The organism is Clostridium sp. SY8519 (assembly GCF_000270305.1).
Classification (GTDB): domain Bacteria; phylum Bacillota; class Clostridia; order Lachnospirales; family Lachnospiraceae; genus SY8519.
The window spans coordinates 316,726-338,252 of sequence record NC_015737.1 but is presented as its reverse complement, the minus strand read 5'-3'; the positions used below and the strand labels follow the sequence as shown (position 1 = coordinate 338,252).

The following is a 21,527-nucleotide window of genomic DNA, read 5'->3' as shown; positions in this document are numbered from 1 at the left end:
TGAAGGATATGGAATTGCTGATAAAAGGCGGAACGGTAGTAACCGCGTCCGAGAGTTTTCAGGCGGATCTGGCGGTGGACCATGGAAAAATACAGGCCATCGGAAAGCATCTGGAACTGGAAGCGGAACATACCGTGGATGCTTCCGAAAAGCTGGTTCTGCCGGGAGCCATCGACGCGCATACCCATATGCAGATGCCTTTTGGCGGAACCGTTTCCGCCGACAGTTATCTCTCCGGCACACGGGCGGCTGTATGCGGCGGTGTCACGACCATTTTTGATTATCCGGTGCAGCACCGGGGCGAGACGATCCTGGGACTGATCCATTCCAAAAAAGAAATCTGTGAGACCGATGCCTGCTGTGACTATGCGTTCCACTGCTGCATCACGGATTTTAACGACGGAGCGATTCTGGATGAGATGGAAGAGGCAGTAGAAGCCGGAATCACCAGCTTTAAATGCTTTCTGGTGTACAAGAAGGAAGGCATGATGGTAGATGACGGCATGCTGGCCACCCTGCTGCTGCGGGGCAGGGAACTGGGCGCCATGATCAATGTCCATGCGGAGAACCCGGATCTGATCGACCTGCGCACGGCGCAGTATCTGAAGGAAGGAAAGACATCGGCCTGGTACCATTATATGAGCCGGCCGGAATTTGTGGCAGCCGAGGCGGATAAGAGAACCGTACACTGGGCCACCCACCTGAACACACCGGTTTACCTCGTGCATATGTCAGATCAGGAAGGTCTGGAGGCAGTGATCCAGGCAAAGAACCAGGGGTATCCGGTCTATGTGGAGACCTGTCCCCAGTATCTGGAATTTACCTGTGACGTATACCGCAGGGAAGACGGAAGAAACTTTGTTTGCTCTCCTCCGATGAAGGGGGAGGAGAGCCGTCAGGCCCTCTGGAAGGCGCTGCAGGCCGGCTATATTGACACAGTCGCCACGGATCACTGCCCGTTCCAGCAGGCGGAAAAAGACTGGGGACTGCATGATTTTTCCAAGATTCCAAACGGCTGCGCCGGCGTGGAAAATCTCTATCCCTATATGCTGGACGCGGCGAATACAGGAAAAATCACCTTTGAGCGGGCCGTGGAGGTATGTGCCGCAAATCCGGCAAAGATATTCGGATGCGCACAGAAAGGTTCTCTGGCCGTGGGAAAAGACGCGGATATCGTCATTTACGACCCGAAGGAAGAGGTAACCGTTTCCATGGAAAACATGCATTCCGATTATGACCATACCATCTGGGAAGGCCATACGTTCCATGGATATCCGATACAGACCTATCTGCGGGGCAGACTGGTCTATGATCACGGCGCCTATGTCGGGAAACCGGGAGACGGAAGATTTGTAAAGCGGATTGCCGGACGCGGATAAAGAAATCCGTTCTGCGGCGGTCCGGCGGACAGGAGGTAACAGTCATGGCTTATGAAAAAATGCGGCTGCAGGAAGCCTGCAGCAGATGTCTTTTGTGTTCGCAGGCCGCCTGCCAGCAGGCGTATGGCGGAAAGACAGATCTTCCGGGCGTGATACGTTCCATTCGGTTTGACAATTACGAAGGTGCCCTGGCAAAGGTTGCCGGGCGGGATCCGGAAAAAGAGCGGAAGGCGATGCAGGCCTGCCGGAGAAGAAAGATCGACCGTCCGGTACCGATTACGGAGATCCTTGACTGCCTGCAGGAACTGGCCGGTTCCGGGGAAATTCCGGAGCCGGACCGGCAGGAAAAAGGAAACCCGGATCTGTCCATTACTTCCATGGGGGTCCGTTTTGAAAATCCGTTCCTGCTTTCTTCCTCGGTGGTGGGAAGCAATGAAGAAATGATCGCGAAGGCCTTTGATATGGGCTGGGCAGGCGTGGCCGGAAAAACCATCGGCATGTTTACACCCCAGGAAGCTTCGCCCCGGTTTTCCGCCCTGCGCAAGGAAAGCAACCCCTTTGTGGGATTTAAAAACATTGAACAGATTTCCACCCATCCGCTGGAAGAAAATCTCATGTACATCCGTCACCTGAAGAAGAGATACCCGGAAAAGGTGTTTCTTGCTTCCATCATGGGCAGCAGCGAAGCCGAATGGACCGAACTGGCCGCCCGGGTGGAGGATGCCGGGGCAGATCTGATCGAATGCAATTTTTCCTGCCCCCAGATGGTGGGTGAACAGCTGGGCAGCGACGTGGGCACGGATCCGCGCCTGGTCTATACATTTACACAGGCAGTCCGGCGGGGAACTTCCCTTCCGATTCTGGCCAAAATGACGCCGAATATCACGGATATGACTGTGGCGGCAAAAGCGGCTGTCGGCGGAGGCGCAGACGGCATCGCGGCAATCAATACCATAAAAAGCGTCATGAATGTGGATCTGGATTCCTTTGCTTCCGAACCGGATGTGGGCGGCCGCTCCTGTGTGGGCGGATATTCCGGCAAAGCAGTAAAGCCCATTGCCCTGCGGTTTATCACAGACCTGGCAAAGGATCCGGAGCTGTGTTCCGTTCCGATCAGCGGAATGGGAGGAATTGAGACCTGGAGAGACGCCGCGGAGTTTCTGGCCTGCGGGTGTGATACCGTACAGATCACCACAGCCGTCATGCAGTATGGCTACCGGATCATTGAAGATCTGCTGGACGGTATGATACGATATCTGCAGCGAACCGGGATTTCCTCTGTCAGGGATCTGGTGGGAAAGGCCCTGGACGAAGTGGTCCCCACCGATGCGCTGGACCGTAAAACCGTCAGTTATCCGAAGTTTAACCGGCAGGCCTGTGTGGGGTGCGGCAGATGCAGCATTTCCTGCTTTGACGGCGGACATCAGGCCATTGTCATGGAAGAGAAGCCGCGGCTGAACCCGGAAAAATGTGTCGGCTGTCAGCTGTGCCGGCTGGTATGCCCGGCAGGCGCGATTTCCGCCGGCGCCCGGGTCATACCGAGAATTCACGCCAGATAGCGGCGGTTTCCCGGACTGCGGGAAATGTGAGTAAAAGAAAGACAGAACAAACAGAAAGGCAGATAATTATGTATACATGCAGTATGGACAGAATGAAGGATATGATTGCAACATTTTCAAAATTCGGTGACGCGGGTCACGGCGGAATCACCCGTTACTCCCTGTCGCCGGCAGCGATTCAGGCCAGACAGGAGTATGAGCGCAGAATGAAGGCCATCGGCGCGGAGATTGAAGTGGATGATGTAGGCAATATGTATGCCACGCTTCCGGGCTCGGATCCCGATGCCAAACGCATCGTTATGGCATCCCATGTGGATTCCGTAAAAAACGGCGGGAACTATGACGGAATTCTGGGGGTTATGTCCGCCATGGAAGTGCTGACAACGATTGCCGCGGAACACATTCCTCATAAGCATCCGATTACCGCCATGATCTGGACCAACGAGGAAGGATCCCTGTATCCGCCGGCAATGATGTGTTCCGGCATCGTCTGCTACGACTATCTGCCGGAAGATATCCGCAGTGGCTTCCGCTATGAGGACATGATGGCTTCCAGGAGCATTCTGGACAACACCAGCACCTTTGGGGAAGCCCTGGAGCATTCCGGTTATAAAGGGGAGAAGAAATACCGCCTGAGTCCGGACCGTTATCAGTACTATTTTGAGACGCATATCGAGCAGGGACCGATTCTGGAGGACAACGGGAAGGACATCGGAGTGGTGGACTGTGTGCTGGGGATGTTTAACTATCGTCTGAAATTCTACGGACAGACCACCCATGCAGGAACTTTCCCTATGCCGAAACGGAAGGATGCGTTCCATGCAGCCGCACAGGCCCTGCTTTATCTGCACAGAGAGATTGATGCCCTGAACCATCCGGAACTGGTGTATACCACCGGCGAAGTGGTCTGCCACCCCTGCGTGCATACCTGTGTGCCGGATTACTTTGATTTTTCCCTGGATGTCCGTCATGAAGATCCGAAGGTACTGGATCAGGTGCTGGATATTGTAAAGAGTTGTGAGAAGCAGACCTGGGCGGGCTGTACCTGCAAAGTGGAAAAAGCATGGAACCGGGATACGGTTTACTGGGATAAGAAGCTGGTCGGTTATGTGAAAGAATCCTGTGAGGAACTGGGGGTATCCCATCAGTATATCCATTCCGGCGCCGGTCACGATGCCCAGTTTGCGGCGTATGTACTTCCTGCAACGATGATCTTTGTTCAGTCCAGAGACGGGCTTTCCCACTGCGAACCGGAATATTCTTCTCCGGAACACTGTACAGAAGGCGCTTCTGTTATGCTGAACGCGGTGCTGAAAGCCGACAGAGACTGATCATTCCACCTGTTTTCCGGGTTCTGCCTGCTGCGGGACCCGGAACCGTTTTTGAAGGAGAACGTTATGCAGAAGAGAGAAAAGAATTATGTGATTACCATCGCCAGGGGATTCGGAAGCGGCGGAAAAGATATCGGCATGCGTCTTTCCAAGGCACTGGGAATTCCCTGTTATGACCGTCAGCTGATTACGATGGCTTCGGACAAAAGCGGCATTGACGAAAGCCTCTTTGTGGATGTGGATGAAAAACTCCGCAGGCAGCGGCTGGTCAGAAGAATGCACAGCATCCCGGTGAATACGGTGCTGGAGCCCCATGAACACGGCTTTACATCTGATGTGAATTTATTTAATATAATGGCAGAGCTGATCCGCAGTCTGGCCCAGACAGAAAGCTGCATTATCATCGGCAAATGCGCGGATGATATTTTAAAGGATTACAGCAATGTGATTTCCCTCTATATCGAGGCAACCCGGTCCGAATGTCTGAAATCTATTATGTCCAAAATGGGCGTCACAGAAAAAAGAGCGAACCAGCTGATCCACAGCACGGATCAGTACCGTGCCAAATACTATCAGTTTTATTCCGGGGGCAAGGACTGGACGAATCCCACGAACTACGATCTGGTGTTAAACAGCGGGCGGATCGGCAGAGAGAAATGTGTGGAACTGATTGAGGATTATGTCCGGATCCGTTTTCCGGAAGCTATGCAGGAAAGGAAACAAGCATAATGAATTTTTCTTTTTATATGCCTGCCAGGGTATATTTCGGTGAAAACTGTATCAGAGAAAATCGGGAAGCCCTGAAAGGCCTGGGACAGAAGGCTCTGGTGGTAACCGGCAGACATGCGGCAAAAGCCGTGGGCGCCCTGGATGATGTGACAGCGGCCCTGGAGGCGAACGGACAGGCATACGTGCTGTTTGACCAGGTGACCCCGAATCCCACCATGGATCTGGTGTACCGCGGCGCAGAGATTGCCCGGCAGGAAGCCTGTGATTTCGTAATCTGCATCGGCGGAGGAAGTCCGATGGATTCCGGAAAGGCCATTGCACTGCTGGCCGGAGAGGATCTTCCGCCGGAGCGGCTGTTTACCGGACCCTATACCGGACGGGTCCTTCCGATCGCGGCAGTGCCTACCACAGCAGGAACCGGATCAGAGGTGACGAAGGCCTCGATTATAACCAATGACGCGGCGAAAACCAAGTCCTCCATTAATTATGAGGGCATCTTCGCTGCAGTGTCTTTCTGCGACGGAAGGTACACACAGACCCTGAAGCATGCAACGACCGTGGATACTGTTGTGGACGCGCTTTCTCACGCGGTGGAGGGGTTCCTGAACGTACATGCCTCCCCGCTGACGGATCTGCTGGCCGGGGAGTCCATCCGACGGATCTGCGCCGCATTGCCGGCGGTTGCGGCAGATACCCTGACGCTGAAAGACCGGGAGAATCTCCTGTATGCCTCCACACTGGCCGGCATGGTGATTGCCAATACCGGGACCACGGCGGTCCATGCCATGGGCTATGAGCTGACTTACTTTAAGGAGACGCCCCACGGAAGAGCCAACGGCTATCTTTTGCCTGCGCTGTTTCATTTTTATGAAGAGAAACAGGAAAAGAAACTAAACCAGTGTCTGAGTTATCTGGGGATGGAGACCACGGAAGAATTCCAGGTACAGATGGAACAGCTGCTGGGCAGGCCGGAGTACCGGCTGACAGCGGAGGAAATCCGGACTTACGCGGAAATCGCCATCCAGGCAGGAAATATTAAAAACTGCAGTACTGCACCGGACAAAGAAGATCTGGTGCGGATGTATACCAGAGCGCTGGGATAATCCGGCAGAAAAATCAGAAGATCCGGCAGGCTTCGGCCCTGCAGAAGAAACCGTCTTTCCCGGGGGTCCGGGCAGGGCGGTTTCTTTCTGCAGGGAATTTCTGCCGGGGCATTCTGTGAAAAACTGCAGACAGCACCGGCCGGGTTGTGCTATGATAGACAAAACTCAGTCAGGAGGAGAAGCATATGATAGCATGGATCGTTATTATTGCCATTGTGGTAATTGTTTTGCTTGTGATTGCCGGTACGTATAACGGACTGATCCGAAGCAGAAACAATGTAGAAGAGGCGTTTTCCACTATGGATGTATACATGAAGAAACGATATGACCTGATCCCGAATCTGGTGGAAACGGTCAAGGGGTACGCGGCCCATGAGTCCGGTACGCTGGAAAAGGTGACGGCAGCCCGGCAGATGATCGGGGGCGCCGGCAGTGTCAGCGAACGGATGGACGGAGAGAATCAGCTGAGCACAGCCTTAAAGAGCCTGTTTGCCGTGGCAGAATCTTATCCGGAACTGAAGGCAAATACAAACTTTCTGGATCTGCAGAACCAGTTGAAACGGGTGGAAGAGGACATCGCCAATTCCAGAAAATATTACAACGGCACCGTAAAGCAGTATAATAACAAAGTCATGATGTTCCCCAGCAATCTGATTGCCGGCATGTTCCATTTCACAAAAAAGGAGATGTATGAAGTCAGTCAGACAGAGGAACGGGAGAATGTTCAGGTGAAATTCTGATGCAGCATACATTTTTGCCCCTCAGCAGGGAGGAAGCAGAGAAGGCCGGCTGGAAACAGCCGGACTTCGTATATGTATCGGGGGATGCCTATGTGGATCACCCGAGTTTCGGCAGCGCGATTATCTGCAGACTGCTGGAGTCCAGAGGCTACCGGGTGGGTCTGATCTGCCAGCCGGACTGGCGGGATCCGGCCTGTATGACGGAATATGGGGAACCGCGGCTTGGATTCCTGGTCTCTTCCGGCAATATGGACTCCATGGTGAATCACTACACAGTCTCCAAAAAACACCGGAAAAAAGACGCCTACAGCCCCGGCGGAGAGATGGGGCACCGGCCGGACCGGGCCGTGGTGGTCTACTGCAATCTGATCCGCCGGGTGTACAAACACACGCCGATTATCATCGGCGGCATGGAAGCCAGTCTGCGCCGCCTGGGACATTATGATTACTGGTCGGACAAGGTGCGCCGTTCCGTGCTTTTAGAGTCCGGCGCGGATCTGATTTCCTACGGAATGGGAGAACACAGCATCCTGGAAATCGCGGAAGCGCTGGACAGCGGGCTCCGGGTATCCGATCTGTCTTACATTCCGGGCACGGTGTACAAAACAAGAAATGAAGAAGATATCTATGAGGGCGTGCGGCTGCCGGATTTCGAAGAAATCTGCGGCAGCCGGAAAAAATACGCGGAAAGCATTGCCATCCAGTACCGGAATACGGATCCTTTTCAGGCCCGGCGCCTGTACGAGACCTATGACGGCAGCATGTTTGTGGTGCAGAATCCGCCGGCCCGGCCGCTGACCACCATGGAGATGGATGATATCTACGGGCTGCCCTATACCGGCACCTGGCATCCGTCCTATGACCGGGTCGGGGGAATCCCGGCGCTGGCGGAAGTGAAGTTCAGTCTGACCTCCAACCGGGGCTGTTACGGCGGCTGCAGCTTCTGCGCCCTGACCTTCCATGAAGGACGGATCGTGCAGGCCCGGAGCCGGGATTCCATCCTGGCGGAAGCCCGGCGGATGACGAAAGATCCGGAATTCAAAGGGTACATTCACGATGTGGGCGGCCCCACCGCCCAGTTCCGCCAGCCCGCCTGCAGAAAGCAGATGACATCCGGCGCCTGTGTCAACCGTCAGTGTCTGTATCCGGAGCCCTGTCCGCAGCTGGAAGTGGATCACAGCGATTACCTGACGCTGCTGCGGCAGCTGCGGGGGCTGCCCGGCGTAAAGAAGGTCTTTGTCCGTTCCGGAATCCGGTTCGATTATGTGATGGCAGACAAAAACCGGGACTTCTTAAAAGAACTGTGCCGGTATCATGTCAGCGGTCAGCTGCGGGTGGCGCCGGAACATATTTCCGAACGGGTGCTGAATTATATGGGTAAATCTTCGGTCCGGGTATACAACGCGTTTGTGAAAGAATTTCAGAAGGTGAACCAGAAGATCGGAAAAGAGCAGTATCTGGTGCCGTATCTCATGTCTTCCCATCCGGGAAGCCGTATGGAGGACGCCATCGCGCTGGCGGAGTATCTCAATGAGAGAAAGCTGTCGCCGGAGCAGGTGCAGGACTTTTATCCCACACCGGGCACACTGTCCACCTGTATGTATTATACCGGTCTGGATCCCCGTACCATGGAGCCGGTCTATGTGGCTTCCGATCCCCATGAAAAAGCCATGCAGCGCGCGCTGATCCAGTACCGCAATCCGAAAAACTACGACCTGGTCCGGGAAGCGCTGCTGCGGGCAGGCAGAGAGGACCTGATCGGCTTCGGACCGAAGTGTCTGATTCCGCCCCGCAGGATCAACAGTGAGAAGAAACCGAAGGCCTCTGCAGGCAGAAAGGGACACGGCGCCCGCAGGAACAGGCATGCTTCCGGAGGGAAGAAATCCGCATCTGCCGGATCTTTCCGGAGAACCCATCGATAAAGATTCTGGGAAGAAAAAAATAAGCTGCAGCAGCGGTTTGATATCCGCTGCTGCAGCTTATTCTTATATGTGGCATCCGGCTCATGGAAGCGCCGGATGATATGGGATTCTGCAGGCAGCGGGTCAGCTGGCTGCTTTCTTTTCCGTGGAAGAGGTCTTTGCGGAAGGGGTTTTGTTCGCAGACTTTCCGGAAGCGGAATCCTTGGAGTCGAAGGCGTCGCTTTCCGCGCTGGAACAGGTCAGGCCGGTTTCGTTGATAATGTGCTGGCTGTATTCTTTGACGGTATCGGATACGGTGTATGCAGTATCGGCGCCGTACAGGAATTTGTGCAGCTGCTTCACATTGGTGCTGAGGTCACAGGGGACCACAACGCTTCCCTTGGAACCGAGGGTGACGGCTGCCCGTTTGAAGGGAAAGCCCCGCATGTCGTTGGTGGAATAGCCCCGCATGGCTTTGACCATGGACAGCATCTCGGATTTCTTTAAGTTGGTGTTGATATTCGGGTACACCTGGTTCATCAGTTTGATCAGCGTGGTGAAATTGGCGGATTTTGCCTTTTTTGCGATCTGGGAAAAGACCGTGCGCTGCCGCTGGGCCCGCTTGTAATCCCCGCCGGCCGTATAGCGGATCCGGGTGTAGGCCACCGCCTGGACACCGTCCAGGGTATGCTTGCCGGTGGAGGAGATATGCTTGGACTTGGTGTGCAGAATCTTGTTGGTGTTGCTGATGTATTTGTTCAGGTAGCCCAGTTCTTCCTTGCTGCTGATGTTGATGGGAACGCCGCCCAGAATGTCAATGGTTTTGGCGATGGTGCCGAAATCACAGGTGGCGTAATTGTCAATGGTCAGATCCAGACTCTTCTCCAGCATGGAATTGGCGCCTTCCACCCCGCCATAGGCGTAGGCGGCATTCGCTTTTTCAAAGTTGGCGGTATCTTTGTCCGGGGTCACATTCAGAAATGTGTCGCGGTAGACCGATACGACTTTGATATCCTGGGAATCATTGTCAATGGAGAGGAGCATGATCACGTCGCTCCGTCCTTTGTCCTTGCTGTTCCGGCTGTCCACGCCGTAAAAGGCAATGGTGGTATGGCCGGTGTAGGAAGGGCTGCTTTCTTCTTCCGCGGCGCTGGATGAGCTGCTGTTATTATTGTTGGATAAAATATCCTGAAAACTGCAGGCGGAAACGCTGGCAGCTGTTACGATTACAGCAGCGCCGGCCGCCAGGATCTTTTTCCATTTTCTCATAGGCGATCTCCTTTTGCTTGAAAGTCATCGAAATGTTCGTACAGGTGCTCCTGCAGAACGCATGTAATCTTCGATATATTACCCTATTCGGATTCGTTCGGCAAGTGGCTGTCAGAGAAAAAATTATTAAGAATCCAAAAAAATTCTAAAAGTATTCGGAACAAAACAGATATAATAATCCGGAACGACGCAGTATGAAATGACGGAAAAAGGGGGAGAAACAGATGATCAGTCTTGGAATTGACACCGGCGGGACCTGTACGGACGCGGTGCTCTATGATTCGGAATCCGGAGAAGTGCTGTCCGCCGGCAAGTCGCTGACAACAAAGGGACATCTGGAAGACGGCATAGCGGCGGCGCTGGATCTGCTGGAGCCGGACCAGCTCCGCCGGGCGGAGCTGGCAGCTCTTTCCACCACACTGGCCACCAATGCCTGTGTGGAAAACCGGGGCGGCCGGGTACGCCTGCTGCTGATTGGAGCGGACCGGAAGGTGCTGCGGAGTGTATATCGGGAATACGGATTTGACAGTCTGGAGGATATCCGGGTGATGGATGGACTTCCGGAGGGCGGTTATGTGGATCCGGTGCAGCCGGACTGGGACAGCCTGCGGGAAATGGCCCATGAGTTTGCAGACGCGGAGGCCATCGGGATCGTGCAGAGTTATCCCCAGCGAAACAGCGGCGCCTTTGAACACCGGGCAAAAGAGATTCTGGCAGAGACCTGTCAGGTGCCCATTGTCTGCGGCAGCGATCTGTTTTCCGATCGCAATATCATACGGCGGGGCGCCGGGACTTATCTGAATATCCGGCTGATTCCTGTGATTCATGAATTTCTGGAAGCTGTGAGAAACGTACTGGACAGCAGAGGACTGAAGCTGCCGGTGCATATTGTGCGCAGTGACGGCAGCCTGATGAGCGAGGCCTTTGCCAGAGAGCATCCGGTGGAGACCCTTCTCTGCGGCCCTGCGGCCAGTGCGGTAGGCGGAGCCTGGCTCAGCGGGAAGTCAGACGCTTTGATTGTGGACATCGGCGGCACCACCACGGATGTGGCGCTCATAAAAGGAAACCGGGCGGTAACGACAGAAGAGGGCATCCGGATCAACGGGTGGAAGACCTTTGTCAAGGGGATGTTTGTAGATACCTTCGGCCTGGGCGGAGACAGCGCGGTCCGCTGGTCCGGCCGGCAGGCAGTGCTGGATGCCTGCCGGGTCATTCCAGTGGCGGTGGCCTGCCGGGAAGATCCGTCGATCCGGGCAAAGCTGAAAAACCTGCAGGCCCGGCGCTATTTTCTGACGGAAGAGCCCTGGGAGGGATTTGTCCTGCAGAAAAAAGAGGGGAAGGAACTGGCGGAAACCCAGTGGGAGCGCAGGTTCCTGGAACGGCTGCAGAGCGGTCCGATTCTGCTGGAAGAGGCGGCGCAGATGGGAGACCGCTATCGCCTGGAGGAAAACCTTGCCCCGCTGGAGGCAGACGGCAGGATTATGCGTTTCGGGCTGACGCCTACGGATATGATGCACATGACCGGCGATTATACGGAATATGACGGGGAAGCCAGCCGGATGGCTGCGGAAATCTTCGGCCGGATCCATGGAATCCGGGCGGATGCCCTGCCGGAACTGGTGTATCGGGCGTTTGTGGAAAAACTGGTCTGGAATCTGGAGCGGATTCTTCTGGAACAGGAATACCGGCATACGTATCCGGAGGGACTGCCGGAGGAACTGCTTCAGTATCTGAAGCTGACCCTGGATCCGAAGAAAGACGGCGTGATGCGGACAGAATTTCACTGCCCGCTGCCCATTGTGGGAGTCGGCGGCCCGGCGCCCATATTCCTGCGGCCGGCGGCAGAACGGCTGCATACTTCTTTCTGCCTGCCCCGGTATGCGGCAGTGGCCAATGCCATCGGTACGCTGACCGGGAGAGTCCGTGTGCAGGAAAGCCTGGATATCATTTACCATCCTTCCGGGAGCGATCCGGGGTTCCGGGTTTTTACAGATGGGTCGAACCGCGATCGGGCGACTTTTGAGGAAGCGGCGGACACCGCAGCGGAATATCTCTGCCGTCTGACCCGGGAACGGGCCCGCCGGATGGGAGCCCGGGGGGAAATTACCTGTCAGACATCGGTGGAAAAGAACGAGGAGATGGCCGGCGGTTCTCTGTTTTTATTTGGCGGGACGGTTACAGTGACCGCCTCCGGCAGCATGATCTGACAGTGAAAATACACAGTGGGAGATTCGGCAGTTTAATGTATTTTTTACAGTAACAGAAGGAAAAACAGAGTTTTTTTAGTAAAAACTGACAGGAGTATATTGTGATTCCCGACATTTTCTGATAAATTGGTAGAAAGGAAAAGGAAGGAGAGTACAAGACCATGAAAACAGTTAAATTCTTTTACGGCAAAACAACCTATGATCTGGAAGTGCCGGATGATACTCCGGTGCTTACCTCCAAGGTGGATCAGCTGAAAAGTGACAAAAACGGACTTGAGATTGTCAGAGAGGCGATGATGAACCCGATTGACAGTCCGCGGCTGTGCGAACTGGCAAAGGGCAAACCGGACTGCGTCATCATCATCAGCGACCACACCAGACCGGTGCCCAGCAAAGATATTCTGCCTGTGATGATCGAAGAACTCCGCAAAGGAAGTCCGGATATCAAAATCACTCTGCTGGTATCTACGGGATTCCATCGTCCGACGACTGTGGAAGAGCTGAAAAACAAGCTGGGTGATGAATTATACAATGAATTTAAAGATAATATCATTGTCCATGACGCGCATAATCCGGAAACCAACACAAAAATCGGCGTGCTGCCGTCAGGCCCGGACTGTATTGTGGACAAAGTGGCAGTGAATGCTTCCCTGCTGGTAGCGGAAGGATTTATCGAGGCCCATTTCTTCGCGGGATTCTCCGGCGGACGCAAGAGCATCCTTCCCGGCGTGGCAGACGCGGTAACCGTTATGGGCAACCACTGCTCCAAGTTTATCGACAGCCCCTATGCCCGCACCGGTATTCTGGATAAAAACCCGATCCATGAAGATATGGTCGCCGCAGCCAGAATGGCAAACCTGGCCTTTATCTGCAATGTAGTCATTGACGAAGATAAGAAGACCGTTGCCGCATTTGCCGGCAATTTCGAAACCGCCCACCGCAAGGGCTGTGATTTTATTTCCGATTACATCGCGGTAAAACCTGCGCCTGCGGATATCGTCATCACCACAAACGGCGGATATCCCCTGGATCAGAACGCGTACCAGTCCCCCAAAGGCATGACAGCCGGGGAAGCCACCGTAAAGGAAGACGGCGTAATCATTATGCTGGCATCCTGCATTGACGGCACAGGCGGAGATTTCTTCTATCATATTATTGCGGATGAGCCCACCATTGAGGACGCTTATCAGAAGTTCCTTGCCACAGAGCAGAACGATACCGCCCCGGATCAGTGGTGCTCACAGATCCTTGCGCGGATTGTCCGCAAACACAAAGTGATTTTTGTGGCAGAACCGGAACAGAAAGAAATGATTGAAGGTCTGAAAATGACCTATGCGCCGGATCTGGATACTGCTTACCGGATGGCCAGAGAAATCAAAGGCGAGGATGCTTCCCTCACCTGTATTCCAAACGGAATCTCGGTAGTTGTCAGAGATTAAAAATCGGATGCTAAGCAGAATTTCGTGAATAACCCGGATGCCCGGAGACACAGCGCTCCCCGCATCCGGGAATTTTTTCGCGTTTTTCAGGGCGCCGCTTCGGGCAGATACTGGAAAAAGGGAAAAAAATCGTGTAAAATAAGCCGCAGCCGAAAGGCAGAGAAGACGGCAAGTTCCAGAAACGAAAAAAGGAGACACGAATCATGAAACGACCTTTCATATATCATAAGACAGTGCAGAAACAGGCGATGGAATCACCGGTAAAAAAAGTAACCCTGCACGAAGCAGCGGAAAAAATGAAGCAGATGGACCGGTACTATCTGGTGGATGTGCGGGATGAGATGGAGTATATCACCGGACACGCCCGGGGATCCATCCTGTTTCCGGTCAATACCATCAACGCTCAGACAGCGGCTGAGATTCTGCCGGACAAGGAGGTGCCGGTCTTTGTATACTGCCGTTCCGGCGCCCGGTCCAAGCGGGCGGCTCTGATTCTGGCCGCGCTGAAGTACAGAGATGTCTTTGACATGGGAAGCCTGGCAGGATGGACGGATATGGAATATTAAGTTCCGTCAGATCCGCCGCATGAATTCCCAGAAATAGAGCAGAGCTTCCCGGGGGATTACCTTTGAAAACAGCCGGTGCAGAAAGCAGAACACACTGGGGGTGCAGACGGCAAACCCGGCCCGGCTGGCCCGGAGGCTCTTTTTTACCACGGCACGGGCTGTGGTGGCAAATTGATAATGCCGGATGGGCGGCTTCTCTTCTGGCGGAACTTCACTGTGTTCCGCGATGGAAATAAATTCGGTATCTTTGATCCAGAAAGGGCAGACGGCCAGCACCCGGATGCGGCGCGGCAGCAGTTCCATACGGAGCGCCCGGGTGTAGTGATACAGAAATGCCTTGCCGGCGCCGTAGATATTGATATGCTGCAGCGGCTGAAAGGCAGCGGTGGAGCAGATTTCAATGATACGGTCCCCGGCTTCCATATATGGGAGGACCGATACGGTGGTGCAGACGGCTGCTTTGCAGTTTAAATCGATCATATGCGCGGAGTCGTAGCGGCTGACCTTGGCATAATTGCCGATTTTGGCATAGCCGGCGCAGTTAATAAACAGGTGCACCCGGGCATCGGCGGCAGTCAGCGCTTCTTCCAGCTGGCCGCAGGCGTCTTCCGCGGTCAGGTCCAGCGCCAGGACCCTGCTTGTGTGCTGCAGTTCGCGGCTCAGCTCCTCCAGTTTTTCTTTTCTTCTGGCAATCAGCCAGATCTCATCAAAATTTTCTTTTGCGGAAGTATCCAGCTGTCTGGCGTATTCCCGGCCCAGGCCGCTGGATGCTCCGGTGATCAGAACAATGCGCATGTTTATGACTCCTTCCTGCTGCGTCTGTGGGAATGTCCGGTCCGATAGTGCAGGATTTCCAGCAGAATCAGTACCAGGCTGATGACTGCAAACAGGACAAAGACAGTTCCAAAGAAGCCCACCAGGTGGTTCCAGACAGAAAACAGTATACTCATAATTTCATTACCTCCAGAAAACAGTGGCCGAACCGTGCTGCTCACTGTAATACTAGCACATTCTCTGCCGGCCTGCACGGACAGAAAGCGGGAAACGTTTACTTATGGGATGTGAACTGGTAAGATGGAAGATGTCAGATTGTATATCGAAAAGTCAAAGGAGCATATGTTATGGAAAATCAGACATTTACCAACGATGTGATTTTGTCCTGGCTGCAGTATTTTGCCAGAAATACACAGATCGATCTGGAAAAGGTAAAAATGATCGATATTACCCGAAAAAACAAAAATGTCATTCCCACGGTGGAATCCCACCGTGTGGTGCTTGTGTTTACCGAAGCCGGGGATGAGGATATCTTTTACCGGATGTGGAACGCGGGACTGGGAGACTGCGAAGTGTGGTACAATGACGGATCCCAGCCTTCCGGTCCGATCCGCCACGATCATCTGCGGAATATGATCAACCGGGGAATTAACGCGTCTGCCGGAATGCTGATTATAAATGACAATGCCAGAAGCACCTATAAGATCGGGATGGACAACGGGGATTTCCGCAGAGGATCCGTACGTTATGTGGGCAGTGAAATCCGGTCGGTGATTCTGAATAAGATGCACGTGGGAAGACAGGACAACATCTGTGTCATCAGCGGGGAAAGCATTGCCATTGAAGCGGCGCTGATCGCGACGGAAGGAACGGTAATCGCGGTGGAATACAACCAGGACGACCGGGAGACCATGCGGGAGAACATCGAGTATTTCGGGCTGCACAATGTGGAAGTAGTGGACCATGTGGACAGCGCCTCCATGAACGGGTGTCCGGTGCCGGATCAGGTGTTCCTGGTGGCTTCCGCCAGCATGGAGCAGGAACTGGAGTATCTGACTGCCTTGAACCCTGAGATCAGCGTAGTAATCTATACCCTGGATTTCATGGTAGCGGCGGAAATGGAAAAAACCTTCGAACGGTTTGATATCCAGGATCCGGAGATCATCCAGGTCGCGGTGTCCAAACTGAATGCCGGACACACTTTTGACCAGGAGCCGGCGCCGTGGATTATCTCCGGAAAAGCGGTGCGGAAATAGAAAACACCGGGCAGACATATAAAATTCATATGATAAACAAAGTTCCGTCATAGAATATCTGTAAGATTCCATTGTTGGAAGAAACAAAAAATTAAGAAAACGGCAGGAGGAATTTTTATGGAGCAGAACAAACGAAAACCGGGAAAACGGGCAGCGATCACTATTCTATGCGGAACGGCTGTGGCGGCGGCTGTACTGACAGGATGCGGGGCAGTTCCGTCCTCCTCCGGTACAGCCGGCAGTGTATCAGGCAGTTCTTCCGTGCCGGAGAAACCGGGCGGCGGAGGAGGGCAGCAGACTTCCGCGCCTTCCAGTTATGACGCAGTCCGCGAAATTTCCGCGGATACTGCGGAAAAAGGGAAAACGTATCAATCCACCGGAACGGATGAAAATGCGCTGCTGGTAAATGGCGCAGACGCGGAAGCCAGGATATCCGACGCGGTGATTGCCAGAACCTCGGAGACCAGCAAAGGCGGCGACAGTTCCAGCTTTTACGGTGTGGGCGCCGCTGCGCTGGTGACAAAGGGAAGTCTGTTTTTAAATAACAGTACGATCACGACAGACGCGAAAGGAGGAGCCGGCGTGTTTGCCTATGGCAGCGGTACCGTCTATGTGTCCGGGACAAAGATTACGACCAGCCAGGATACTTCCGGCGGACTGCATGCAGCGGGCGGCGGCACCCTTTATGCATGGGACTGCACCGTCAGCACTTCCGGAGAATCCTCTGCGGCAATCCGAAGCGACCGGGGCGGCGGCACCATGGTGGTGGACGGCGGAACATACACTTCTGCAGGAACCGGCTCCCCGGCAGTATACAGTACGGCTGATATCACGGTCAACCAGGCGGAACTGACAGCCAAAAAATCGGAAGCGGTCTGCATTGAAGGCGCGAATACCCTTCGGTTATACAACTGCGATCTCACCGGCAATATGAGCGATGATGCGCAGAATGACACCACATGGAATGTGATCCTTTATCAGAGCATGTCCGGAGATTCGGAAGAGGGAAACAGTACCTTCCGGATGACCGGCGGCAGCCTGACCGCAAAAAACGGCGGTATGTTTTATACCACGAATACAGAAAGCACGTTTTACCTGAAAAATGTGGATCTTACCTATGCAGATGACGCGGAATTCTTCCTGCGATGCACTGGCAACAGCAATCAGCGGGGCTGGGGAACCAGCGGAAAAAATGGCGCGGACTGTACATTTACCGCTGATCAGCAGGATATGGAAGGAACGGTAATTTATGACAGTATCAGCACGCTGAAGTTCTATATGAAAAACGGCAGTACGTTAAAGGGCTCTTTTGCAGATGACGAATCAGATGCGGGTGATGGCGGGGACGGCACCTGCAGTGTGGTCATCAGCAAAGATTCCACCTGGGTGGTAACCGGAAACAGCACGGTGACCAGTTTAAACTGCGCGGGGACGATTCGGGATACGGACGGCAATACCGTGACGATAAAAGGAACGGACGGAACCGTCTATGTCAAGGGAAACAGCAAGTATACCATTACGGTGACTTCCTATTCGACAAAAACTGACTTTTCCGGGGCTTCGTCCGGAAGCAGCTACAGTAAATACGCGAAGGAAAATCCGCTGGATTAGCAGCAGAAAAGCGGTACGGAAAGTACGAATAAGGACTCTATTGGATATAGGCAGACAGGGCAGGATACGATATAATTAATATATCAGATCAGCTTTGCAGCCGGCAAACATCCGTTGACGGGCAGGGGGATGCGCGTTTTACTCAGAATGGAGGTCCTTTTATGAAAATGAAAAAGACACAGCTTCGTACCGCAGCAGTTTTGTTAACAGGCGTCCTGGCGGCCGGTGCCGCGGCGGTGCCGGCGTCGGCAGCCGCAGCACAGCAGAAAGCCGGTACAGTGGTGCCGCGGCTTGATTCGGCCGGATCCGGCAGAGTATCCGTAAAGGGGGGGCAGACGCTGCCGTCATTTACCGGCCTCCGCCAGACCGGACAGACGAAAAACAGCGCTTCGGTCAGCTGGAATACCGTCAGCGGCGCTTCCTCCTACACCTGTGTGTATGAGTATTATTCTTCTGACGGCCAGAGGGTGAACCGGGGCCGGCAGACGGTTACAAACCCGTCGATTCAACTGGTGGGCATTCCGACCGGAGGCATGTATATCCTGTATCTCCAGGCATCGGATTCCGCAGGAAATTATAACGCAGCCAGTGAATTCCGGGGCGCAGCGTCCCTGCCGAAGGTCCGTACAATCGCTTACTGGAAGCCCTTTGCCGCTTCTTCCAGACTGCAGGTTGCCTGGGCGCCGAATTCATACGCGAATCAGTACACGGCTGTACTCTATAAGAAATCCGGCAAGAAGGTGCAGACGGTTACTGTAAAATCCGGGCAGAACTGCATTGCGTATTTCAGCAAGTCCAACACGTCCACCTGCTATACCGTAAAACTCACACCGAAGGCAGCAGGGAGCGGTCTGTCCGTCACCGGACCCTCCGCATCATTTTATGCCGTGCCGCAGCCGAAGTTAACATCTACAAAAAAAGATGTCCACCGGAACCGTGTGGCGCTTCGGTGGAAAAAGGTTTCCGGCGCCTCCCGGTACATGGTCTACGTTTCGCCGCAGAAAACCAAACGGAGCAGCACCGGCGGCATGAAATTCAAAAAGGTTGCAACGGTGAAGGGAAACCGATATAATCTGAAGAAATACAAAGGAAAAACAATCAATACAGGAAAAAGATATTATTACATCAGGGTGATTGCTGTGTCGAAATACGGCAGAAAAACCGTAAAATCAGGATCCGCTTATTATGTGGTGGCGTATATGAAAAAACGCTGACCGTCCGGAACCTACTGCACTGCGATCACAGATGCTGCTGTATGAAGTGTGTAAAGCTGCCGGCCCGGAATTCTGCCGGCCCGGCGGCGAAAGGCACATGATACAGCAGCTTTTTCCGTGCTGTTGCGGAAAGGCAGGGAGCGGAATGGATATTACAGAGCAAATCAGAAAGATGTATGGAGACAGGGAGCCGGTTCTGCGGGAGTCCAGGCAGCAGGGCGCCGGTGTGCTGATTCCTCTGCTGGAGAAAGACGGATGCACACAGGTGCTGTTTGAAGTGCGGGCCTCCCATCTGGATGCCCAGCCGGGAGAAGTGTGTCTGCCCGGGGGCAGAATGGAGCCGGGAGAGAACGGCGCGCAGACAGCGGTGCGGGAGACTTGTGAAGAACTGCTGATTCCGGAGAGCCAGGTGGAGGTAATCAGTCCGCTGGACGGATTTATCGGGCCGGGGGGACGTCCCCTGTGGGTGACCCTGGGAAGGCTCCATGATTATCGGGGCACTTTTTCACCGGAAGAAGTGGATCACGTATTTACGATCCCCCTTCAGTGGTTTGCGGAGAATGAGCCGGAACGGTATGTGACACGTCAGGCGACGCAGCCGGGGGAGAATTTTCCCTATGACCGGATCCCCCGGGGCCGGAATTATGCCTGGAGGGAACGGCCTTACGAAGTGTTTTTTTATAACTGGCCGGGTGAGGAGCTCTGGGGAATTACCGCGCGGATCATGCATCAGCTGTCAGAAGACTGCAGGATGCTGTGCAGCGGCGGAAAGTAAGGGAGGCTGCTTGTGAAAAAGATGGAACAGCATACACGGGACGAACTGGATCGGGCCCTGGAAGCCACAGTGAACGAAGTGGTCAGCGACAGTGATATCCAGGCGCTGCTGAAGTATAAAAAAGAGGCGGAAGCCTTTCAGAATCTGATGATGGAATACGAATGCGCCATCCGGGAAGTCAGGACAAAGCTGGAAATCCTGAATAAAGAGCTGTCCCTGCGGACAGAGCGCAATCCCTTCGAAGCGATTAAAAGCCGTCTGAAGTCACCGGTGAGCATTTATGAAAAAATGAAACGGCGGAACATTCCCTTTTCCGTGAAAAACATCGAGGACAACCTGACGGATATTGCGGGCATCCGGGTAAGCTGTTCGTTTATCGACGATATTTACATGCTGCGGAACTGTCTGGTGGAGCAGGATGATATTCATCTGATAGAAGAAAAGGATTACATCGCCCATCCGAAAACAAACGGATACCGCAGCCTGCATCTGATTCTGGATGTGCCGATCTTTCTGACCGGCGGAAAGAAAACCCGCATCGTGGAAGTGCAGTTCCGCACGATTGCGATGGATTTCTGGGCCAGCCTGGAGCATAAACTGAAATACAAAAAAGATATCAAGGATGCAGACGCAATTGTGGAAGAACTGGCATACAGCGCGGAAATGATCAATCAGCTGGACCGGCGGATGCTGCAGATCCGGGAGCGGATCAGCGCCAGTGATGAGCGGGAGATGATCAGCAAAGCCCTGAAAGCGACAGAAGACGGCAGAGGAGGTACGCAGGAATGACACACAAAAACGAAAGAGAATGGATTGGCCGGCTGCAGATGGAACTGATCCGTATCTACGGGCCGTTGCAGGCCGCCGGCGCAGGCGGCCGCGCAGTGCAGGGGATCCTGGGTGATTTCCAGAGAATGCTGGAACGGACACCGGTGGGACAGAGCTGCCGGGAAGAGTACCGCATGGAAGATGGAAAAGCCGTTGTGATTCTGTCCGGAATCCGGACGGAAGGCGTGGAATATCTGGGGATGGTGACCGAGGCAGAGATCAATGGCCGGAAAATTCTTTCCGGGGACTGATGGAAGTGCTTGCACACCTGCGTGAAGACCTGGAGACAGGAAGCAGCAAAAGGAAATAAAGGCGGTTATTAACAGGGACCGGCAGGGAAAACAGAAGTGTTTCCCCGCCGGTCCCTGATTTTGATTGCTTCAGAAAGACTGAGGCGGACAGGCGTTCCTGCCAGAAGGAACTGAAGTTTACGCGCCGATCATAACGGAAGTAGCCTTGATGATGGCAGTGGCTTCCCTGCCCGGAGCCAGGCCGAGATCCTGAACGGCTTCCAGGGAGATGGTGGATGTGATGCCGATGCCGCCCGGAACGTCCAGTTTTACAATCGCGTTCACCGCGCCCTTCTCGATGGACGCTACAGTGCCGGTAAGCTGGTTTCTTGCGCTGATGTTTAATTTGCCGTTGGCAATCATAACGGAAGTGGCCTTGATGATGGCGGTGACTTCTTTGCCCGGAGCCAGGCCGAGGCTATGGATGGATTCCATGGATATCGTGGAGGAAATGGTGATGCCGTTTCCTGCGTCGACCTTTACAATTCCGTTCACTGCGCCTTCTTTGATTTCTTTTACGGTTCCTTTGATCTGGTTTCTTGCGCTGATCATTTGA

The 21,527-nt window shown here is 53.9% G+C and carries 20 protein-coding genes; 16 read left to right on the top strand and 4 right to left on the bottom strand.

What is annotated here, in order from left to right:
• The first annotated feature begins 8 nt into the window (after positions 1-8).
• The 7 genes from hydA to CXIVA_RS01685 all read left to right on the top strand — a co-directional run bounded on the left by hydA (position 9) and on the right by CXIVA_RS01685 (position 8,763).
• Positions 9-1,379 carry a dihydropyrimidinase gene (gene hydA / locus CXIVA_RS01715; RefSeq protein ID WP_013976282.1) on the top strand — a complete coding sequence of 457 codons (1,371 nt, stop codon included), beginning with the start codon at positions 9-11 and terminating at the stop codon, positions 1,377-1,379.
• Between the two features lie 44 nt (positions 1,380-1,423).
• Positions 1,424-2,938, top strand: coding sequence for an NAD-dependent dihydropyrimidine dehydrogenase subunit PreA (gene preA / locus CXIVA_RS01710; RefSeq protein WP_013976281.1), 1,515 nt, complete (start codon positions 1,424-1,426; stop codon positions 2,936-2,938).
• A gap of 68 nt (positions 2,939-3,006) precedes the next feature.
• On the top strand, positions 3,007-4,269 hold the full coding sequence (locus CXIVA_RS01705) for a Zn-dependent hydrolase (RefSeq protein WP_041727543.1): 1,263 nt from the start codon (positions 3,007-3,009) through the stop codon (positions 4,267-4,269).
• A 66-nt stretch (positions 4,270-4,335) separates the two neighbouring features.
• Complete coding sequence (locus CXIVA_RS01700) at positions 4,336-4,998, top strand: cytidylate kinase-like family protein (protein WP_013976279.1); 663 nt, start codon at positions 4,336-4,338, stop codon at positions 4,996-4,998.
• A complete protein-coding gene (locus tag CXIVA_RS01695) occupies positions 4,998-6,101 on the top strand; it encodes an iron-containing alcohol dehydrogenase family protein (RefSeq protein ID WP_013976278.1) in 1,104 nt (367 codons plus the stop codon). The genes CXIVA_RS01700 and CXIVA_RS01695 overlap by 1 nt, the downstream gene beginning before the upstream one ends.
• A 185-nt stretch (positions 6,102-6,286) precedes the next feature.
• Positions 6,287-6,841 carry a LemA family protein gene (locus CXIVA_RS01690; RefSeq protein ID WP_013976277.1) on the top strand — a complete coding sequence of 185 codons (555 nt, stop codon included), beginning with the start codon at positions 6,287-6,289 and terminating at the stop codon, positions 6,839-6,841.
• Positions 6,841-8,763, top strand: coding sequence for a YgiQ family radical SAM protein (locus CXIVA_RS01685; RefSeq protein WP_013976276.1), 1,923 nt, complete (start codon positions 6,841-6,843; stop codon positions 8,761-8,763). Before CXIVA_RS01690 ends, CXIVA_RS01685 begins: the two co-directional genes overlap by 1 nt.
• 123 nt (positions 8,764-8,886) lie before the next feature.
• Here CXIVA_RS01685 and CXIVA_RS01680 read toward each other — a convergent pair whose 3' ends face one another.
• The gene (locus CXIVA_RS01680) at positions 8,887-10,011 is read right to left on the bottom strand and encodes an LCP family protein (protein ID WP_013976275.1); all 1,125 of its coding nucleotides are present in this window, start codon (positions 10,009-10,011) and stop codon (positions 8,887-8,889) included.
• A gap of 224 nt (positions 10,012-10,235) precedes the next feature.
• Here CXIVA_RS01680 and CXIVA_RS01675 point away from each other — a divergent pair, with 224 nt between their 5' ends.
• From CXIVA_RS01675 to CXIVA_RS01660, 3 genes are all read left to right on the top strand, one after another.
• Positions 10,236-12,218 carry a hydantoinase/oxoprolinase family protein gene (locus tag CXIVA_RS01675; RefSeq protein WP_013976274.1) on the top strand — a complete coding sequence of 661 codons (1,983 nt, stop codon included), beginning with the start codon at positions 10,236-10,238 and terminating at the stop codon, positions 12,216-12,218.
• Positions 12,219-12,379: 161 nt separating this feature from the next.
• The gene (larA, locus tag CXIVA_RS01670; RefSeq protein ID WP_013976273.1) at positions 12,380-13,657 is read left to right on the top strand and encodes a nickel-dependent lactate racemase; all 1,278 of its coding nucleotides are present in this window, start codon (positions 12,380-12,382) and stop codon (positions 13,655-13,657) included.
• A 203-nt stretch (positions 13,658-13,860) separates the two neighbouring features.
• Complete coding sequence (locus CXIVA_RS01660) at positions 13,861-14,223, top strand: rhodanese-like domain-containing protein (RefSeq protein ID WP_013976272.1); 363 nt, start codon at positions 13,861-13,863, stop codon at positions 14,221-14,223.
• A 6-nt stretch (positions 14,224-14,229) separates the two neighbouring features.
• On the opposite strand, the gene CXIVA_RS01655 is transcribed toward CXIVA_RS01660, so the two are convergent.
• On the bottom strand, positions 14,230-15,018 hold the full coding sequence (locus CXIVA_RS01655) for an SDR family NAD(P)-dependent oxidoreductase (RefSeq protein WP_013976271.1): 789 nt from the start codon (positions 15,016-15,018) through the stop codon (positions 14,230-14,232).
• A gap of 2 nt (positions 15,019-15,020) precedes the next feature.
• Positions 15,021-15,173, bottom strand: a complete 153-nt coding sequence (locus CXIVA_RS14065; protein WP_013976270.1) for a hypothetical protein — start codon at positions 15,171-15,173, stop codon at positions 15,021-15,023.
• A 171-nt stretch (positions 15,174-15,344) separates the two neighbouring features.
• Here CXIVA_RS14065 and CXIVA_RS01650 point away from each other — a divergent pair, with 171 nt between their 5' ends.
• From CXIVA_RS01650 to CXIVA_RS01625, 6 genes are all read left to right on the top strand, one after another.
• Positions 15,345-16,253: a precorrin-6B methylase gene (locus CXIVA_RS01650; protein ID WP_013976269.1), complete on the top strand. Its 909-nt coding sequence runs from the start codon at positions 15,345-15,347 to the stop codon at positions 16,251-16,253.
• Positions 16,254-16,370: 117 nt separating this feature from the next.
• Complete coding sequence (locus tag CXIVA_RS01645) at positions 16,371-17,864, top strand: hypothetical protein (RefSeq protein WP_013976268.1); 1,494 nt, start codon at positions 16,371-16,373, stop codon at positions 17,862-17,864.
• Between the two features lie 161 nt (positions 17,865-18,025).
• The gene (locus CXIVA_RS01640) at positions 18,026-19,078 is read left to right on the top strand and encodes a hypothetical protein (protein ID WP_013976267.1); all 1,053 of its coding nucleotides are present in this window, start codon (positions 18,026-18,028) and stop codon (positions 19,076-19,078) included.
• Positions 19,079-19,223: 145 nt separating this feature from the next.
• On the top strand, positions 19,224-19,853 hold the full coding sequence (locus CXIVA_RS01635; protein WP_013976266.1) for a CoA pyrophosphatase: 630 nt from the start codon (positions 19,224-19,226) through the stop codon (positions 19,851-19,853).
• 21 nt (positions 19,854-19,874) lie between these two features.
• Positions 19,875-20,642, top strand: coding sequence for a GTP pyrophosphokinase family protein (locus tag CXIVA_RS01630; RefSeq protein WP_083835046.1), 768 nt, complete (start codon positions 19,875-19,877; stop codon positions 20,640-20,642).
• Positions 20,639-20,932, top strand: coding sequence for a hypothetical protein (locus tag CXIVA_RS01625; protein WP_013976264.1), 294 nt, complete (start codon positions 20,639-20,641; stop codon positions 20,930-20,932). Before CXIVA_RS01630 ends, CXIVA_RS01625 begins: the two co-directional genes overlap by 4 nt.
• Before the next feature lie 177 nt (positions 20,933-21,109).
• Here CXIVA_RS01625 and CXIVA_RS01620 read toward each other — a convergent pair whose 3' ends face one another.
• On the bottom strand, positions 21,110-21,523 hold the full coding sequence (locus CXIVA_RS01620; RefSeq protein ID WP_013976263.1) for a TOBE domain-containing protein: 414 nt from the start codon (positions 21,521-21,523) through the stop codon (positions 21,110-21,112).
• Positions 21,524-21,527: the final 4 nt, after the last annotated feature.

Bases quoted from the DNA above. Each gene is read 5' to 3' on its own strand.
- CXIVA_RS01650 (WP_013976269.1), top strand. From the start codon at position 15,345: ATGGAAAATCAGACATTTACCAACGATGTGATTTTGTCCTGGCTGCAG.
- CXIVA_RS01640 (WP_013976267.1), top strand. From the start codon at position 18,026: ATGAAAATGAAAAAGACACAGCTTCGTACCGCAGCAGTTTTGTTAACA.
- CXIVA_RS01685 (WP_013976276.1), top strand. From the start codon at position 6,841: ATGCAGCATACATTTTTGCCCCTCAGCAGGGAGGAAGCAGAGAAGGCC.
- CXIVA_RS01700 (WP_013976279.1), top strand. From the start codon at position 4,336: ATGCAGAAGAGAGAAAAGAATTATGTGATTACCATCGCCAGGGGATTC.
- preA (WP_013976281.1), top strand. From the start codon at position 1,424: ATGGCTTATGAAAAAATGCGGCTGCAGGAAGCCTGCAGCAGATGTCTT.
- hydA (WP_013976282.1), top strand. From the start codon at position 9: ATGGAATTGCTGATAAAAGGCGGAACGGTAGTAACCGCGTCCGAGAGT.
- CXIVA_RS01675 (WP_013976274.1), top strand. From the start codon at position 10,236: ATGATCAGTCTTGGAATTGACACCGGCGGGACCTGTACGGACGCGGTG.
- CXIVA_RS01695 (WP_013976278.1), top strand. From the start codon at position 4,998: ATGAATTTTTCTTTTTATATGCCTGCCAGGGTATATTTCGGTGAAAAC.
- CXIVA_RS01660 (WP_013976272.1), top strand. From the start codon at position 13,861: ATGAAACGACCTTTCATATATCATAAGACAGTGCAGAAACAGGCGATG.
- CXIVA_RS01680 (WP_013976275.1), bottom strand. From the start codon at position 10,011: ATGAGAAAATGGAAAAAGATCCTGGCGGCCGGCGCTGCTGTAATCGTA.
- CXIVA_RS01645 (WP_013976268.1), top strand. From the start codon at position 16,371: ATGGAGCAGAACAAACGAAAACCGGGAAAACGGGCAGCGATCACTATT.
- CXIVA_RS01690 (WP_013976277.1), top strand. From the start codon at position 6,287: ATGATAGCATGGATCGTTATTATTGCCATTGTGGTAATTGTTTTGCTT.
- CXIVA_RS14065 (WP_013976270.1), bottom strand. From the start codon at position 15,173: ATGAGTATACTGTTTTCTGTCTGGAACCACCTGGTGGGCTTCTTTGGA.
- CXIVA_RS01655 (WP_013976271.1), bottom strand. From the start codon at position 15,018: ATGCGCATTGTTCTGATCACCGGAGCATCCAGCGGCCTGGGCCGGGAA.
- CXIVA_RS01625 (WP_013976264.1), top strand. From the start codon at position 20,639: ATGACACACAAAAACGAAAGAGAATGGATTGGCCGGCTGCAGATGGAA.
- CXIVA_RS01635 (WP_013976266.1), top strand. From the start codon at position 19,224: ATGGATATTACAGAGCAAATCAGAAAGATGTATGGAGACAGGGAGCCG.
- CXIVA_RS01620 (WP_013976263.1), bottom strand. From the start codon at position 21,523: ATGATCAGCGCAAGAAACCAGATCAAAGGAACCGTAAAAGAAATCAAA.
- larA (WP_013976273.1), top strand. From the start codon at position 12,380: ATGAAAACAGTTAAATTCTTTTACGGCAAAACAACCTATGATCTGGAA.
- CXIVA_RS01705 (WP_041727543.1), top strand. From the start codon at position 3,007: ATGTATACATGCAGTATGGACAGAATGAAGGATATGATTGCAACATTT.
- CXIVA_RS01630 (WP_083835046.1), top strand. From the start codon at position 19,875: ATGGAACAGCATACACGGGACGAACTGGATCGGGCCCTGGAAGCCACA.